The sequence below is a fragment of the Aquimarina sp. AD1 genome (genome assembly GCF_003443695.1).
In the GTDB taxonomy this organism is placed as follows: domain Bacteria; phylum Bacteroidota; class Bacteroidia; order Flavobacteriales; family Flavobacteriaceae; genus Aquimarina; species Aquimarina latercula.
This window is the reverse complement of sequence record NZ_CP031966.1, coordinates 3,158,518-3,175,699: the sequence shown is the minus strand read 5'-3', so window position 1 is coordinate 3,175,699 and position 17,182 is coordinate 3,158,518. Positions and strand designations below refer to the sequence as shown.

Below are 17,182 nucleotides of genomic sequence, written 5' to 3'. Positions count from 1 at the left end.
GGTTCGAAGGTTTTTTATTCTAATTTGGTTTAAATTTTAGCAGTGGATTTCCTTATAAAAGTGTCAATACTTTTAAAAATTGGGAAAATTGAATCAATGAGCAACCGATTTTAAATTCGGTATTACATCCGCTTCTGCTAAGTTTTGTTACACATCGATGATTACATTAAATTGTAAATGTCTACGGTTTTTTCGTGGATATAATTGTGATGCCAATCTAATGCCAATTGCTTTTTCTAAAGCAACTAGAAGTGTACTTCTATCAAGTAAAGTTCGTATAAAATAGGTTTTAAGTATTGGTTTAAAGAGCGATACTGGTTGAGTTTATATTTTAGTTTACATATGATATTATTAATTGGTTAGACAAAAAATGATGCGAGTGGCATGATTATAAGAGTTAAAAGTTTCTTTAGTAGTAGCATATGTTAACATTCGTATATTCCATACATCAGATATTCAATAGAGTATTTTAGTTCAAAACATTCTTGAAAAATGTTCTGAAAGTTCAAGAATGGAGAACTAGAGTTTAAAAACCGGAAACATAAGTCTAGCTAACCAAAACTTCTCGATTTAATGGTTCGTAAAATCAATTATAAAATTATAAGTTGTTAGTGGTAAAAGACTTCAAAAAACGTAGACAAAAACTGTACAAAACGAATATATTCTTTGATTAAACTAGATTAATATTCAACAAAATGAAGAATTAATAAATATTTAAATATTAATACGATATTTTTTTAACTTTTTTAGTGAATAATTACTATTGAAATGCAGTAAAAAATATTTTTATTAAAATAGGATGTAAAAAGATTAGGAAGAATACTTTTTCGTTAATATCTAATAGTAGAGGCTATGCGATTTCGGATAAATGAGGTTTTATTTCTGATTTATTAATTGAAACATTTTGGACGAGTTGGGTATAAAGTAAATAAGCAAATTGTTTTTTAATATATCCAAAAGATATTGATTAAAGTTGAAAAATTGTCATAAGTAAGTTGAAGTTTATTAAAATCAAACTTATAGTCTCTTTATATATAGAAAAAAGTTTAGTAATGTATTTTATGTTAAGTTCTATATTCTGTAAATAACATTAAAAGCCAGGGATCATTCATTTTATTTGACTTCCAGTTTTTCCTTATTCTTTTTCAGAGATGAGATATTATATATCGATATCTTTTTATCACCTTCTCCTATCTCTATATTGTATTCACCTTTCTTTAAAACTTTTGGTTGATACGTGTTATTTTTTACTCTAATTGAAGAAATCAATTCTTTTGTATAACTATCTCTGATTGTAACTACTTGATTTATCTTATTGAGTAATAATGTAGGAAGTTCAAAACCTTTTTTAATCTTAAAATTATCCGATTGAGAGATGGTTATTGGCCATCCCAGATATTGCTTACTGGTTGGATCCGTAATATCTACATTTCTTTCCCAACATTCAAATGTGATTGTTCTATTTGGTTTATTGAATTTTACAATTCCAATACCTGCGGCCCTTGTAGATAAAAGTTTTCCTTTATTAATTTCATCTTCTGTAGGATTGGCAACTGCCATGACAGTCATTTTATTTCCGAAACCATCTAGAAATCTACCTGTATAACTTGGAGCATTATTGGTAACTTTATCAATTCTTGCTCGTTCCGATGGTTTCCACCAACGTAACCATAGATTTGCTATTGCTGGTGTTGCAAAAGAGAAGCCAGCATCTCCCCAATCATCAATACCATGTTGCACAAAAGAAGCTAGATGTTGGTCTCCTGCTATCATAGGAGAGAAGCTTTTACGAATAATAGATAAGGCTTTGTTTCTAGGTGATTGAGGCCAAGCATTACTGTCAAAATCCTGAGTAACTTCATTCGTAGATTTACCGGTATAGTTACTTACTTGAGCAAATATTGTTTGAGAAAGAACAGCTTTCATTTCGCTATCTTTCCAATCGGTAGTCCAATTTTCTAAAAATTCCAATTGTCTTTTTCCTAATAACGTGGCGTCATGGACATCTAATTTTTTAGCATTAATATCTTTTCTAAATAAGGTTTCAGCAGGACCATTTTTAAAAATATCAGGATTTCGATTCGTTACCTCTGTTAAACCAGATTTGAATTTACGATCTTCTAAAATAGCAAAGCTTATTCCTCCCCATTTTAAATCCGTATAATACACACCAATTCCTCTGTCTATAGGAGTAGGGTCGTATGGGTCTGGTAAATGACTTGTTTGCGCTCGTTCAACTTCTTTTATATACTCTATAGGCATATAGTAACCTCCATGAACACCTCTACGGGAATCAGATTTGATACCTCCTTGTCCCCAAATATTACCTTGGCCAATATCATGATCGTCTGTTATACAAATGGTTGGAGTATTTCGAATAATATCTCCAAAATCGCGGCCGAATTTCAACCAATGAACAAGATGTTCGCTATGTTCATATACTTGATCACCAGCAAAAAATAATAAATCTGGTTTAATTTTTTTAAAATTCTCCACAATATCATTTCGGGAAATATCACCTCCATGACTAGCAAATGATGAGTTGCATGAAAGTACTCCCATTACAAACTCTTCTTTATCAATAGGGTTTTTTCTTATAATACCTTCGTAAGTTGCTTTTTCATTGTATACAACACGATATGGAATCTCTCTAGAGTCATCCCAGTTTTCTATGCTAAATGGAGCTATATATCCTGGATAAATTATGTCTGTTTTGGCTATTTCTAACCATTTACCATCTTTTTTTATTTCTAAAGTAGCTTCAAAAGGCTCATAGTTTTTTATTGGATAAAACTGTGCGGTAAGTTTAAGCTTATTCTCATGAACGGTATACATGGCAAAACAAATTCGATCTTCCAATTTATTGTATGCCATGTAAGAATAAAGATCCTTCGATTGTGCTTGTATTGCAAAAAAGGGAATTAAAAATAGTACTAAAAATAAAGTTATTTGTAATTGAATATGGGTTCGATTCTTTATTTTCATTGGTTTTCGGGTATAGAGTTTTAATGAATTAGATGTTAATTACAAGTTTGCCTATTCAATTGACCATATGGTGTATAGACTCTGATCCAATCCACCATCATTTTAGTGTTGGGACCAGATTTTATGTCATTACTATTCCAAAAGGCATCAACACTTCCATATCGCCACGGTTGTGAAGCCTGACTTATCAACATATGCATCTCTCTAGTAAGACCGTCTCCGCAAGTAGTATACCCTCTTGGATCTATAGCATCTTCTTCTCTCAAATCATTTACAGTTTTTACTTTTTTTCCATCTATAAAGTAGACTAATTTGGTAGGACTTTCCCATTTAACTCCAAAAATATGAAACTGCTCACTCCAAACTACATCATTATCTCTAGAGCAATCGTTATTATCTTTTTTTCTAGACATCCAAGTATATTTTTGTGGTTGATAATCAAATCTTTCGGTCTCAGTTTGTCTAAATGTATGGTGACTAAGATGTATTCTATCCGCAAAGTATGGTCGATCACATTCTTGACCATCTATTCTTATTCGCGGTCCATATGCCTCTACATTATCGATCTCTTCTATTTGTGTTTCTTTACTGATCATCCAAACAGCATTAGCTAATTGAGAGTTGCTTGTTTTTACTTTTGCTTCTTGATAGAGTGGGTAGGTACTTGTTTCTTTTGATGAAATCATACCACAACGTAGTATTTTTTCATTTCCTGTCTCATCAATTATAGCTTGTAAAATTAGTATTCGATTTCCTGGATTTGCTGTGTCATCTTCAAATGATACTTGATCACCAGTCCATATGGTTGGTAAAGGTTGAAAATTGTTTACATATCCCAGACGCCATTTGTTCTGAAATTCTGGAGATTGTTTCCCTCCTAGATAATCAAATTCATCAGATAACATTTCTACCCTTTGCCAGTTTTCCATTCCATTATCAACTAAAGAAGTTTCTTCTATAGCATTATGTACTGGAGTGTCAAATAAATTGGTGTCTCCAAATAAGCAATCAGATAAAACAGCTATTGAACCTAATTCCTCTTCTTCTTCAACTTCCTCGTCAGGATCATCTGAATTGTTTTCTGGAACAATGTTATCATCGTTACTACAAGCAAGGATACAACAAAGAAAAAATATGATCAATCCCGAAAGGTTACATAAACTTATTTTTCTATTCATTTTCGATAAAACTTTAAATTAAATGGCACTATAGTAGAGAAAAGGAAAATGTTAAAAAAAGAGAAAGAGGCCTAAACTGTTTATGACTAAAAAACAATTGTTTAGAATAACCCTGCACTCTTTCTCTCTTATTTCAGATATTAGTTTGATAATAAATGAAAATAAAAATTGGCTAATATATTATGGTCTAAGTTCAACCTCACTTACAAATAAATCATCCATGTAAATTTTAATAGGCATATTATTAAACTCATTATCTCCTCTTATAAGTAATTCCTTTTCTTCAGAAGCATTTCCAGTTACTAAAATGGAGCTATATACCCATTCTCCTGTTGGGAATGAAGCATTAAATTCTGGATTTGGACCTGTTCCAAAATCAGGAGATGGTCTTAAGTAAATTCTAAGATCAGGATTGTTAGATCCAGCAGGAGTGTTCCCTATATTTTCCACATAAACCCAAACACCAATTTCATACGTTTTACCTGATTCTATAGGTAGTTTTCCAGCTGTATGCGCAATGATCATACCTCCGTTTGCCTGCATATCAACTACTCCGCTTCTGCTACCTGTTCGTGCTCTGGAAAAATCAACTGAAAAGTCATATAATTCCCATTTTCCACCCCAGAATTGGTAAGGCCAATTTGCATCATCAGCAGAATTTTCGAAACTGTAATCGATAGTTGTAGATTCTAAGATGTTTTCTCCTTGTTCAAAAGAATCTATTGGGATATCCATAAAACTATCCGCCTGAACTCCGTCTGTAGTGAATAATGATCCTGCAGTATAGGAAACAGATACTGTGTCATCAATGTAGATTTGGTCTCCACTTAAAGAAACTAATAAAATATTTCTTTCTGCAGGGTTCACTTGAACACTTTGTATGGTTACAGAGATAGGAGTTCCATTATTTTCTACATTGATAGAGAATTGATCACTTACAACAGTAGCTTCATCCATTTCTCTGCTAAATTCTAATGCCAAGGTTCCATCTCTTCTTCCTCGAACTCCATCTAAAGTAACAGGATCTGTAGAAGGGATAACTTTCACTAAGTTTGAAAAAGCAGCTATAGCTTGTCCCATAGGTCTATTGGTATTTGCATCTACGCTAATTCCATAAGTTCCCAAACGTTTATAGGTAACATCTACTTGATTAGTTCCGGTAGCTGTTTCAGGATCTCCTCCATCCAAAGTCCAATCGATATTTAATGGTTCTCCTACAAGGTCAAAAGTATAACGAACAGCCCTACTAGCAATCACCTCATTTTCGGCATTGTTGTTCATAGTTAGTGCAGCTCCCAGAGTACCATCAGGATTAATATAATTAGCCCTTAAATCTACGGCAATTGGTTCTATTACGGTTACAACAATAGTAGTATCTAATTCACGTCCTCTGAGTTCTCCATCTACGAAAGCATCTTCTTCAAAAACCTGACTTAAGGTTACGTTATGTTCACCGACTTGTGTAAAAATTGCTTTTACAACATCACTATTTGATTGGGTAACATTAGCGACACCTTCTGGGAATGCCCAAGTTCTTGAAACTACTCCTGTAGATACATCTCCGAAAGTAAGGCTAGTATTAACTCGAATTTGATTAGCCTGACTTTGCTCTGAAGTAAAAATTACTCGTTGACTTGGAACATCGGTATCAACATCATCATTTTGACAACTAATAATGGTAATAAAACCGATTATCAGTACTGTTATAAATTTTAATAACTTCTTCATATTTGTAATTTTTTTAATTACCAATTTCATCATTTGTTTGTAATTCGGCTGCTGGAATAGGGAAATAGTCATGAACTGCCGAGTTATAATTTTGGCTTGCTATACCAAAATCACGTCTTAATTTTTCTCTAATAAATAGTGGAGCTACACCAACACCACCAATATCCAGAGCATCAAAATTTGCTTCTCTCCACAATTCATCTTGTACTAATTCATTCAGGACATCTCCTGCAATTCCCCATCTTACTAAATCTTTCCATCGGTGCCCTTCAAAACATAACTCCAAAGGTCTTTCTACACGTCTTAAATGTTTCATTATAGTTTCTGCAGATGGAGTTACAAAAGGCTGAATACCATTTACTTGCTCACTTACATGAAATTGAGGAAATCCACCATTATCATCTATATACTGTCTTAATGTGATTACCCCAGCTCTTCTTCTTATTCTATCGATGAATTCTATTGCCGTATCAATGTCACCATTTGCTTCAAGAACAGCTTCAGCATACATTAAATACACATCTGCTAAGCGAATATGTCTAAAATTGATTTCGGAACGACTATTTCCATCTTCACTTTCCAAGTGATACCAGTTAGAATATTTTTTTGCGTAAGAACTTTGACCAAATACCCAACCAGGCTTATCATTAATAGGTAATCCATAATATAGACCATCTCCATCTACAGGAACAATACTAGCTCCCATTCTTTTGGATTGCATATTTCCATCATTAATTGGATTGTTAGGATCGATTTCATCTCTGACAAAAAGCTCATGAAGATAATAGGTAGGAAGCACAACATTAAATGCTCCAAACTGTAATTGTCCCATAGACTGAGCTACTCCACTTGCTTCAGCACCAGTTTCGAAGGTATTGTTATCTACAATATTACCATTGGCACCAGGATTGAATTCCACAGAGTAGGGAGTCTCAAGAATTGATTCCGTGTTGAATTCCGTTAAGTGAGAAAAGTTATCTAGATTATTTTGAGCTAAGCTATAAATATTTGAATCTATGACTTCTCTAAATTGATTAGCAGCCTGTTCCCATTGTTCTGAGTACAAATATGTTTTTCCTAATAATGCTGTAGCTGCTCCCCAAGTTATTCTACCTAAATCAGCAGAAGGCCACGCTTCTGGAAGATTTTCTTTAGCAAAAATAAGATCGGGGATGATAACCTGATTGGTAACTTCTTCTATGGAACTAAAAGGTGTTGCTATTTCTTCTGATGTTCTAGGAACTGAAGTTCTAATAACTGCACCACCATAAGAATGTGCTACTTGGAAATGATAAAATGCCCTTAGAAATCTAGCTTGAGCCTCGATAATTATTGCTTCTTCCGGATCATCAAATACATCAATATTTAGTGGAAGTTGCTCTAGTACTTGATTAGCTCGGAAGATACCAATATATAGTTCATTCCATTTATCAACTACTTGTTCACTGGCATCACCAAAATTTAAAGAAGCAAATTCAATTTGTCTGTAAAAGTTTTCAGTACCTGCTTCGTCTCCTAGAAGCATTTCAAATGCTAATCCAGATCCACTAATACCTTGAAATTGAAGAGCACCATATACAGTAGTAAGTGCTGCGTCGAAATCATTGGAAGTTCTCCAAAAAGTTTCTTCGGTTACTGCATTTGGATTGTCTACATCCAATTCACAGCCTGATAGGATAATGATCCCTAGGATTGCTGTGATATAAGTTTTTAAATTATTTTTAATTTTCATAATAAATTAATTATATAAGTATGTTTTAAAAACCAAGTTGAACACCAAATAAAATTCTTCGGGAAACCGGGTAGGTTAATTGATCTACCCCTCTTGTAAAGATTCCGTCTCCACCAATTTCAGGATCAAAACCTGTATATTCTGTAAATGTAAAAGGGTTTTGAGATGTTGCATAAATTCTAAACTTGGAAAAGAAATTTGGCAACGCATCTTTAGGAATTGAATATCCTAAGGTAATATTTCGTATTCTCCAGTACGATCCATCTTCCAGGAAAAAGTCGGATCTTGCTCTAGTACTAGCAGTAGATACATTTCCGGCTCTTCTGGCAGGAATATTGGAAGTTGGATTCTGTGGTGTCCATTGGTTAAATTGTTCTTCATGTCTACCATTGATATAAGCAGAAAGACGAGCACCGTTATAAACTTCGGCACCATACGAGAAGTAATTCTGTATAAAAAAATCAAAACCTTTATATTCAAGATTTAAATTTAAACCAGCTTCAAATTCTGCTTGTCCAGATCCTGCATACACTCTATCATCATCATTAATAGTGCCATCTGCAGTATCTGGAACTCCATCACCATCGGTATCAACAGTAGGTTGATCAATGTAAGCAATATCTCCAATTCTCGCATCAGGAACTATTTGTTGATAGGATAATAACTCTTCCTGAGTTTGAATCACTCCTTCGTTTTGAAGCAAGAAAAATGCACCTGCTTCAAATCCTTCTGCTAGAAATGTAGTATTATCCACATTACCTACTGTAAATACAGGAGTTCCTCCTGAAAAACCTCTACTTGTACCGTTAAGATCAGTAACTTCATTAACATTTTGAGTAAAAGTAGCACCAACATTCCATTTTAACCCGTAAGTTGTTTGGTCTTTATATGATAATGCAAGTTCGATCCCTTGATTAGTTAAATTTCCTGCATTTACAACGCGACTTCTAAAGCTGTTGTCTCTTGGAGCACTGGTTCCTGTAGATGGAGGAAGCCTTTCTTCTAATAGAAGATCTTTTCTGTCATTTAGGTAGTAGTCTGCGGTAAAACTAAGTTTGTTGCTAAACATGGACAGATCTATACCAACATTTCTTGATATTTTAGTTTCCCATTGAATATTGGGATCTACCAAACGTCTTCCTATTTGACCAAAAGCTAGATTTTCAGCTTCCCCAAAAATAAAATTCACACCCGATTCTATCGTTGGTATGAATGGTGTTGGATTAGTTCCTGCCACCGTTTGATTTCCAACTTCAGCAATACTTCCTCTTAGCTTAAAGTTATTTATAAAATCGAGATTTGCATTTTTAAAGAAAGGTTCTTCGCTAATATTCCAACCGGCAGAAACTCCGTAAAAAACCTTAAATCTATTGGATGTAGGGAAATTTGAAGAACCGTCTCTTCTTACACTGGCAGATAAAAGGTATCTATCATCGAAATTATATTGAACCCTACCTAGTAAACCGTTCAACTTATTAGTAATGTCAAATCCACTAGGATTTATTGGTTCTTGCCCTTGACCTAAAACAGGTGTATCATTACTCGCAAGGCCAATAACACCTGTACTTAAATTTTTGGAATCGAATTGTTCATAAGATGCCAGTGCAAGAAGCTTAATATTGTGATTGCCAAAATCTACATTATAGTTTAAGGAATTTTCTATAGTATTTCTTTGTGTAAAAATAAAGCTCTCTTGTAAGATTGCATCTTCTCTAGATGCACCAGGTACAAAATCTCCTTGTACATTGAAAAGAAGATACTGTGGTCGCAAAAAGTTTCTTCTAAAATTCCAATTGTTTCTACCTAAATTAACTTTATAAGTTAATCCTTGAAGGATTTCATAATCTAAACTAAAAGCGATATTCGAACTTCTAATACGTCTTTCATCTTCATCATTCAAGAGCCTTGTTAAAAAACTCAACAACTCTGGTTGTCCAGTTCCAACTCCTAATTGTACCACACCATTAACTGGTTGAATATTAGAAATTGGAGGCTGAAAAGGCCTTTGAGCAACTGCTTGCTCTAATAAAGCAAATGGTTCTTGAATTCTAAGTTCGTCTGTGATACCAATACTTGTAAAGATCTTTAATCGTTCCTTTGTGTATTGTCCGGTAATTCTCGTAGTCAATCTGTTAAAACCAGAATTAATAAGTACCCCTTCCTGATCAAAATAAGAACCATTGATATTTAAGGAAAGATTTCCAACTCCACCTGAAATATTTAAATTATGGTTTTGTATTAATGCATTATCATTTTGAACGTCGCCCACAAAATCACTATCAAAATCAAGAGCATTTGGATTTAGAAAGAATGTATTGTTTACAGTTCCATCGGCATCATTAACGGCTTGATCTGAAAAAAGTTGTTGACTGGTGTTCATCAGAGGCACACCAGAAGTAATATTTTGAACAGCTAGGTATGTTGAATAATCTACTTTTAATTGTCCTTGTTTACCTTTTTTTGTGGTAATAAGAATGACTCCATTAGCGGCTCTTACTCCATAAACTGCAGCAGAGGCACCATCTTTTAGAATATCTATAGACTCTATTTGTTCTGGTGCTATATTAGGATTTCCTTGAAAAGGTATTCCATCTACTACAAAAAGAGGGCCTAAAGAACCGGGACTCAACGAACCAATTCCTCGAATCTGTATGTTTGCCTCTTCACCTGGTCTACCATTACTGGCTTGTATGTTAACCCCAGCTATTTGTCCTTGTAAGGATTCAGCAACATCAGATACAGGTGCTTTAGCAATAACTTCAGCACTTACACTGTTTACCGCCCCTGTTACTTCAATTTTTCTTTGGGTTCCATAACCGATAACGACTACTTGTTCTAGTTCTTGACTGTCCTGAGCTAGAACAATGCTGATGGTTGTATTGTCTCCTATTGTTATAGACTGATTCATAAAACCTAAAGAGGAAAATACTAGCACTTCGCCTTTGGAAGCTTTTATTTCAAAATTTCCATCAAAATCAGAGACGGCACCTCTATTGGTTCCCTCTATTAAAACATTTACTCCTAATAAGGGCATACCGGTCTCATCTATAATTTGTCCGGCAATATTCATTTTATCTTGCGCTTTCGTACTGACGAAACATAACATCAGTATACAGATTAGTAACCAATGATATTTTTTGGTCGTAGTTGTTTTGTTATTTTTCATAAATGATAATAGAAACTTAGTAAAATTTAATACTTATTAATGATTTCTCATTTTTTTGAACTCAATTCACTGAAATGATCAAAACAAACATATAAATCTTAAGGTTTTATTAAAAAAAAAGCAACTAGACAAAAAATAGACGAGTGTTTTTTTGTGAAAAAAAGTGTTAAATATTTACTTAGATGAGATAAAGGTAGTATTAACAATTTGCAATTTAATAAAGACATATATTTATTGCTGCTAATTCTTCTTTTTAATAAGAAAAATTAATTCAAAAACCCAATTATCATTGGATTTCAAGGTTTTTTAACTCTTAACATATTAGAAACAATAATATAACAAATTGTTTAAAAAAAAGTATCACTTTTAGGATTGTATCTTTACAAAAGTTCACTTTTTTAAAAATTACTTAGAAAAATTGCTAAGTTCCTACTTGATAAAGTTTGAAAGATATCTTTTTATCATAATTTTTCTAAACCATACAGTTTCGTTCAGTTTTAGTCTAGTTGGATATTTATCTTATCATTTTATTAAATATTAATTTTAGATCTTTAAAAATTAAGATCATGAAAAAAGTTACGTTAATTTATTTCCTTTTTAGTATTTCTTTAGGTTTTTCTCAGAGTGTTACATGGAACAATCCAATTAGTGCAGTTGCTCCCGGCGAAACTATTAATATGGATGTTTCCTATGATGCAGGCTCAGAAGACTTTTTCTATGTTAGTATTATATTAAGAGAGGTAGATGCTTCCTTTAATATTGTAAATGATTACAATCAGGTATTTCCTATTGATGAAAATTCTGGTCAGCAGCCAAATTCACAAAATAATGTGACGTTCGATTATACTATTGATGCTAATGCTCCTAATACATCAAGTCTGCCATCTGGGAATCAATACCTATTAATCATATTTATGTCCTATAATAATGATGGTGGGTTTGTTAATGATAATACTTCTATAACAGTAGATTCAACACTATCTATTGATTCCTTTGATAATGAAAAAAGTATAATTGGTTTTTACCCAAACCCAGTAAAGGATGTTTTATACTTTAATAATGAATTGATTTCAGAGCAATATACTATTATAGATTTCACAGGAAGAACTGTGAAATCGGTAAAAGGAGCGACATCATTAAATGTAGAAGAATTAACTGCTGGGACCTATTTTATACAGACGGAAAAAGGAACAGGAAAGTTTGTAAAAATCTAATTTAGAGTTATTAGTTTTTATTGTTTAGTATGATTAGGTGTTTTTATGCCTAATCATACTTCTTTTAAATAACATTATTGCGTAACTAACTTTTGTTGTAAATGCAAGAGCATTTTTCCATTAGTAATATAATCTATAAATGAGATAAATGTGTAGATGAAACATTTTATAGAAGAGGATGCTATTATATCTGTTAATTGAAAATAAATCTATTGATGATATTAGGATATTACAAAAGTGATTTTAGAATAACATAGCTGTGTAATTATAGTGTAATGCTTTATAGAATATTTAAAGCAATAAATTGAATTGAGTCAGATTACCAAGTTGAATTAATTAAAAAGAAAAAGAAAATGTTTAAAAAATTGTGTTCGAATACTAACCTAAAAGTCTTATCCATAGTTGTGTTGGGTCTGGTAATGTCTAATTGCTCCAACGAAGACTCTAAACCAGATACGAGTTCTATGGATAGTGAGCCAGTTACTGTGAATGATGCCTTAACGGTTGAAGAAGATAGTAATTCGGGAGAAGCAAATAGAATAAACGTTGCTTCAAATGATATAATTGGCGAAAACGGCGGAGATGGAGATGATTATAGTATATCTACTGAACCATCCAATGGGGCTATTACAGAAATTAGTGATGGTATATTTGAATATATTCCCAATTACAATTATGACGGAACTGATCGATTTACATATGTTGTTACAGATGCAGATGGAGATGAGGCTACGGCTAATGTAAACATTGTAGTTAACCCTTTTATTCCAACAGTAGAGGACTTTAATAATATAGATCCTGATTTACCATCTTTTGTATCTATTGATGATACAACACCTCTTGACAAAAAGTGGGTGAAAATGGAAACAATGTCTGATGAATTTGATGCCTGGGATGCTAATAAGTGGTTTAAGTCTACTTGGAACTACGGAGTACCAGTTTTCATGTCTAATTCTAATGAAAATTCTGGTGTTACTAATGGTAATTTATGGATAAAAGCTACTCTCAATGAATCTAATCCAGAACAAAGATGGTTCCAAACGGCAAGAATACATTCTAGAGAGAAAACAAGCTATCCTATGTATACAGAAGCTAGGATAAAAACAGCTCATATATCTGCCTATAATACTTATTGGTTAAATAACGGTGATATTTCTGATAGAGATGAAATTGACATTATAGAGAACAATTCTAAACCTTCTTGTAATTGTCAGCCAGACTTTCCAACAACTATGAACTCTCAGTATTTTCATGCCGATTCAAATCTAACTCCGGTTACTATTAGAAATAAAGGAAATTATAGTAATAATAATTTGTCAGATACCAATCCTCTAAAAGGTATTAGATGGAATGAGGAATATCATATCGTTGGAGTATGGTGGAAGGATAATAAAAATGTTCAGTTTTATTTGGATGGAGAACCTGCAGGAAGTGTTGTAGTTGGTAACCATGAAACAGGAGATGATTTTCCGAATCGTGTTTTTACCAGAGATTTAGAGATAATTTTTGATTTGTGGACTAATGAAGCTAATTGGTTAGGAGGACTTCCTCCAAAGTCTGATTTAGGGGACGATGCCATAAACACCATGAGAATTGACTGGGTAAGAACCTGGAAATTAGAAGATAAGTAAGCTGAATAATACGTTTAAAATATTAAAAATACGCTTTTAAAACCCTACAAAATTTATAGAACTAAAAGCTTAATGTTATGAAGATGAAAATATCAATATTATTACTTTGTAGTGTATTTATATCATTAAAATCCTGTTCTAATGGAGATGATATTGGGAATCCTGTCACCATTACTAATCCTGATCCTGACATCGTTGTAACGGATCCTGATGATCAAGGTTTCGATTGGGAAGGTGTAGATATTCCACCAGAAGCGGGCGAGGGTAAGTTTTGGAAATTAAATCAGGAAGCTTCGGATGATTTTAATTACAATTTTACTGCCACGTCAAGCGTGGCGACATTTGGAGGAAAATGGACTAATTTTTATCACAATAATTGGGAAGGACCAGGTCCTACTAAGTGGGTTAGGGAAAATGTTTCTGTTGGAGATGGAGATCTTCAAATCAAGGCTACAAGAGTCACAGGAGAAACGAAATCTTTTGATGTAGATTGTGATGTAGATGGTGTGGCAGAAACTTGGACTCTACCTAGTACTAGAGCAGGTTGTATTACTTCTACCACAAGAGTAAAGTACCCTGTTTATGTAGAGGCAAGAGTAAGAGTTGCGGATGCAGTTACGGCTTCTGATGTTTGGTTATTAAGCCCTGATGATACTCAGGAAATAGATATTATTGAGGCCTATGGTGGAACTGGAGAAGATGATAGAAATTTATGGTTAGCAGAGCGTATACACCTTAGTCATCATACTTTTATTAGAAATCCTTTTCAGGATTACCAACCAAGAGACGCAGGAAGTTGGTGGAGAAAAAATGGAGTAAGTCAGTGGGGTGGTCAATGGGTACGAATTGGAGTGTACTGGAGAGATCCAAAGCATCTGGAATATTACATTGATGGTGAAAAAGTAAGAGTGCTTTCGGATAATGCATTTGCAAGTAGAGATGTCAACGGTAATTGGCTATACACCTATCCACAACCTGTTAGCAATGGTTCTTTGCCAACTGCGGCCAATGGATTTCAGGCAGTTAATCAAGCGAGTAGTTTGGAGCAAGCGCAAAGCAATTCTTCTACCAGTGTTATAGATCCTCTTAATTATCTTAATAATGGGATGAATTTGGATAAAGAAATGGATATTATCATTAATGTCGAGGATCAAAATTGGAACGCTTGTAATGGGAGAACTCCGTCAAACTCAGAGATCCAAAATGAAGATAATCATACCTTTAAGGTAGACTGGATACGTATATATGAACCTAAAGAAGTTAATTGATTTAGATTAGATTTTTGTTTAAAGTAAGTGAGAAAAGATGAAAGCTTAGTAAGACTCGTTACTTTTAGTTATAAACTAAGCTTTTCTTTTCAAGCTTACTGAAAATGATAGTATTAACTATAAATTTACAAAGTTATTGATGGTTACAAAATATAAAAGATGCTTACTTTTATTAATCGTTTTTTTTATTCGTACGATCATGAATTCTCAAGAACGTCCAAATATTATTTTGATTATTGCTGATGATGCGGGATATGCAGACTTTGGTTTTCAGGGGAGTAAGGTGATGAAAACTCCGAATTTGGACCAATTTGCCAAAGAAGGAATGCGGTTTAATCAAGCCTATGTGACTGCTGCGGTTTGTGGACCATCTAGAGCTGGAATATTAACAGGAAAGTATCAGCAAAAGTTTGGTTTCGAAGAGAACAATGTGTCAGGATATATGAGTAATTATTATATTGATGATGGCGAAATGGGGTTGCCTCTGGATCAAAAAACAATTGCTGAATATTTAAAAGATTTAGGATATCGAACAGGTCTTTTTGGGAAATGGCATCAAGGAAATGCAGATCATTTTCATCCTACCAAAAGAGGTTTTGACGAATTCTACGGTTTTAGAGGAGGAGCACGTAGTTATTTCGAATATGATGAGAATAATCCAACATCAAGAGTTGAAGATTTATTAGAAACAGGTTTTCGAAAATTTGGTGAGACAGAAGAATATTTAACATACTCTTTTGCAAAAGCTACAGTCAACTTTATAGAGTAAAATAAAGACATTCCATTTTTCGTCATGTTGGCCTTTAACTCTGTGCATACTCCTATGGAAGCAACTAAAGAAGATTTACAACAGTTTCCACGGTTAAAAGGTAAAAGAAAACAACTTGCAGCAATGACTTTGGCTATGGATAGGGCTTGTAAACTAGTTTTTGACAAAGTAAAAGAACTGGGTTTGGAAGAAAATACTTTAATTGTATTTACTAATGATAATGGAGGCCCTTCAGATACAAATGCTTCAGACAATAAACCTCTAAGTGGAACCAAAGCCAATCATCTGGAAGGAGGGATCAGAGTTCCATATATAATGAAATGGAAGGGGGTAATACCCAAAGGTAGAAATTACGATTTTCCGATTAGTACGTTTGATTTATTGCCAACCTTTTACTCTTTGGGAGGCGGTGATTTAGAGGATTTAGAAGATATTGACGGGGTGAATTTGTTTCCTTTTATTTTACAAAAAGATAAAAATCGACCGCACGAAACACTTTTTTGGAAGAAAGAAAATAGAGGTGTTGTTCGGCAAGGAGATTGGAAATTACTGAGATATCCTGATAGACCAGCAGAACTGTATTACCTTCCCGAAGATATTTCGGAAAATAATGATTTAGCCTTTAAATATCCCGAAAAAGTAAAAGAATTATACAAACTACTATTTCAATGGGAATTAACATTAGAAAGACCAAGATGGCAGTTAAAACGAATATATGAAGGTAAAGCTATGGAAAGAATGGATCAATACAGGATTAGAAAAAAGAACTAATAACTAGTTTTAAGAAATTACTTCTTAAAACCAATTACTTATCCTTTAAATATAAAACTTTGATCTGTTTCCATTTCATAGTCAAACTCATATAAATAAGCACCTTTCTTGGAACTGGATTTATCTTTAATTTCTGTTTTTTTCAAAAAGTTTAGCGATAATAATTTTTTTCTAAAGTTTCTAGAATCCAGTTTTTTCTGAAAGATCTGCTCGTATAAGGTTTGAATTTGAGGTAAAGTAAAGTGCTTCGGAAGTAACTCAAAACCAATTGGAGAAAATCTAGCCTTTTCACGTAGTCTATCCAGCGCATCTTTTACCATTTGATTATGGTCTAATACTAATTCTGGTAACTCATCTAGCGAAAACCAAAATGCACCATGTTTATTCACTAGTTCTTTATTATTCTCATCGATTCGGATTAGAGCATATTGGCCAATAGAAATACAGCGTGCTCCAGGATCTCTATCGACTGCTGAGTAGGTCTTTAGCTCTTCCATAAAAATGTTTTCCAGACCTGTAATATCTTTTAAGATTCTTAAACCAGCTTGATTAGCATTTTCATTTTGTCTGATAAAACTTCCAATCAAAGACCATGAACCTTTTAGAGGTTGTATTTCTCGCTTAAAAACAAGAAGTTTTAAAGTTTCATTGTCAAATCCAAAGATGATACAGTCTACAGCAACCAATACCTGCTCCTTATTTTCGTACCAACTATTTTGCTGATTTTTGGCAAACTCCAT

9 protein-coding genes and 1 pseudogene are annotated in these 17,182 nt (G+C 33.4%); 4 read left to right on the top strand and 6 right to left on the bottom strand.

Annotation, left to right across the window (positions count from 1 at the left end; translation table 11 throughout):
- Positions 1-1,113: 1,113 nt before the first annotated feature.
- The 5 genes from D1815_RS13810 to D1815_RS13790 all read right to left on the bottom strand — a co-directional run bounded on the left by D1815_RS13810 (position 1,114) and on the right by D1815_RS13790 (position 10,789).
- Entirely contained in the window at positions 1,114-2,985 is a 1,872-nt protein-coding gene (locus D1815_RS13810) for an alkaline phosphatase D family protein (protein ID WP_118387664.1), read from the bottom strand.
- Positions 2,986-3,020: 35 nt separating this feature from the next.
- The gene (locus D1815_RS13805) at positions 3,021-4,163 is read right to left on the bottom strand and encodes a family 16 glycosylhydrolase (RefSeq protein ID WP_118387662.1); all 1,143 of its coding nucleotides are present in this window, start codon (positions 4,161-4,163) and stop codon (positions 3,021-3,023) included.
- Between the two features lie 180 nt (positions 4,164-4,343).
- Positions 4,344-5,891 carry a hypothetical protein gene (locus D1815_RS13800; protein ID WP_118389999.1) on the bottom strand — a complete coding sequence of 516 codons (1,548 nt, stop codon included), beginning with the start codon at positions 5,889-5,891 and terminating at the stop codon, positions 4,344-4,346.
- A 13-nt stretch (positions 5,892-5,904) separates the two neighbouring features.
- A complete protein-coding gene (locus D1815_RS13795) occupies positions 5,905-7,623 on the bottom strand; it encodes a RagB/SusD family nutrient uptake outer membrane protein (protein ID WP_118387660.1) in 1,719 nt (572 codons plus the stop codon).
- A gap of 25 nt (positions 7,624-7,648) precedes the next feature.
- Positions 7,649-10,789: a TonB-dependent receptor gene (locus D1815_RS13790; protein ID WP_118387658.1), complete on the bottom strand. Its 3,141-nt coding sequence runs from the start codon at positions 10,787-10,789 to the stop codon at positions 7,649-7,651.
- A gap of 566 nt (positions 10,790-11,355) precedes the next feature.
- On the opposite strand from D1815_RS13790, the gene D1815_RS13785 reads away from it, so the two are divergent.
- The 4 genes and pseudogenes from D1815_RS13785 (at position 11,356) to D1815_RS13770 (ending at position 16,442) form a co-directional block, all read left to right on the top strand.
- Positions 11,356-12,003 (top strand): T9SS type A sorting domain-containing protein, encoded by a 648-nt coding sequence (locus tag D1815_RS13785; RefSeq protein WP_118387656.1) that lies wholly within the window; start codon positions 11,356-11,358, stop codon positions 12,001-12,003.
- A gap of 353 nt (positions 12,004-12,356) precedes the next feature.
- Complete coding sequence (locus D1815_RS13780; protein ID WP_147404045.1) at positions 12,357-13,634, top strand: Ig-like domain-containing protein; 1,278 nt, start codon at positions 12,357-12,359, stop codon at positions 13,632-13,634.
- Positions 13,635-13,711: 77 nt separating this feature from the next.
- A complete protein-coding gene (locus D1815_RS13775) occupies positions 13,712-14,902 on the top strand; it encodes a family 16 glycosylhydrolase (RefSeq protein WP_205486642.1) in 1,191 nt (396 codons plus the stop codon).
- A 139-nt stretch (positions 14,903-15,041) separates the two neighbouring features.
- A pseudogene (locus tag D1815_RS13770) lies at positions 15,042-16,442 on the top strand (sulfatase-like hydrolase/transferase).
- 38 nt (positions 16,443-16,480) lie between these two features.
- Here the strand turns inward: D1815_RS13770 and D1815_RS13765 are convergent.
- Positions 16,481-17,182: an NUDIX domain-containing protein gene (locus D1815_RS13765; RefSeq protein ID WP_027395188.1), complete on the bottom strand. Its 702-nt coding sequence runs from the start codon at positions 17,180-17,182 to the stop codon at positions 16,481-16,483.

Coding starts and splice junctions, on each gene's coding strand:
- D1815_RS13785 (WP_118387656.1), top strand. CDS start 11,356: ATGAAAAAAGTTACGTTAATTTATTTCCTTTTTAGTATTTCTTTAGGT.
- D1815_RS13775 (WP_205486642.1), top strand. CDS start 13,712: ATGAAGATGAAAATATCAATATTATTACTTTGTAGTGTATTTATATCA.
- D1815_RS13810 (WP_118387664.1), bottom strand. CDS start 2,985: ATGAAAATAAAGAATCGAACCCATATTCAATTACAAATAACTTTATTT.
- D1815_RS13800 (WP_118389999.1), bottom strand. CDS start 5,891: ATGAAGAAGTTATTAAAATTTATAACAGTACTGATAATCGGTTTTATT.
- D1815_RS13765 (WP_027395188.1), bottom strand. CDS start 17,182: ATGGAGTTTGCCAAAAATCAGCAAAATAGTTGGTACGAAAATAAGGAG.
- D1815_RS13790 (WP_118387658.1), bottom strand. CDS start 10,789: ATGAAAAATAACAAAACAACTACGACCAAAAAATATCATTGGTTACTA.
- D1815_RS13805 (WP_118387662.1), bottom strand. CDS start 4,163: ATGAATAGAAAAATAAGTTTATGTAACCTTTCGGGATTGATCATATTT.
- D1815_RS13780 (WP_147404045.1), top strand. CDS start 12,357: ATGTTTAAAAAATTGTGTTCGAATACTAACCTAAAAGTCTTATCCATA.
- D1815_RS13795 (WP_118387660.1), bottom strand. CDS start 7,623: ATGAAAATTAAAAATAATTTAAAAACTTATATCACAGCAATCCTAGGG.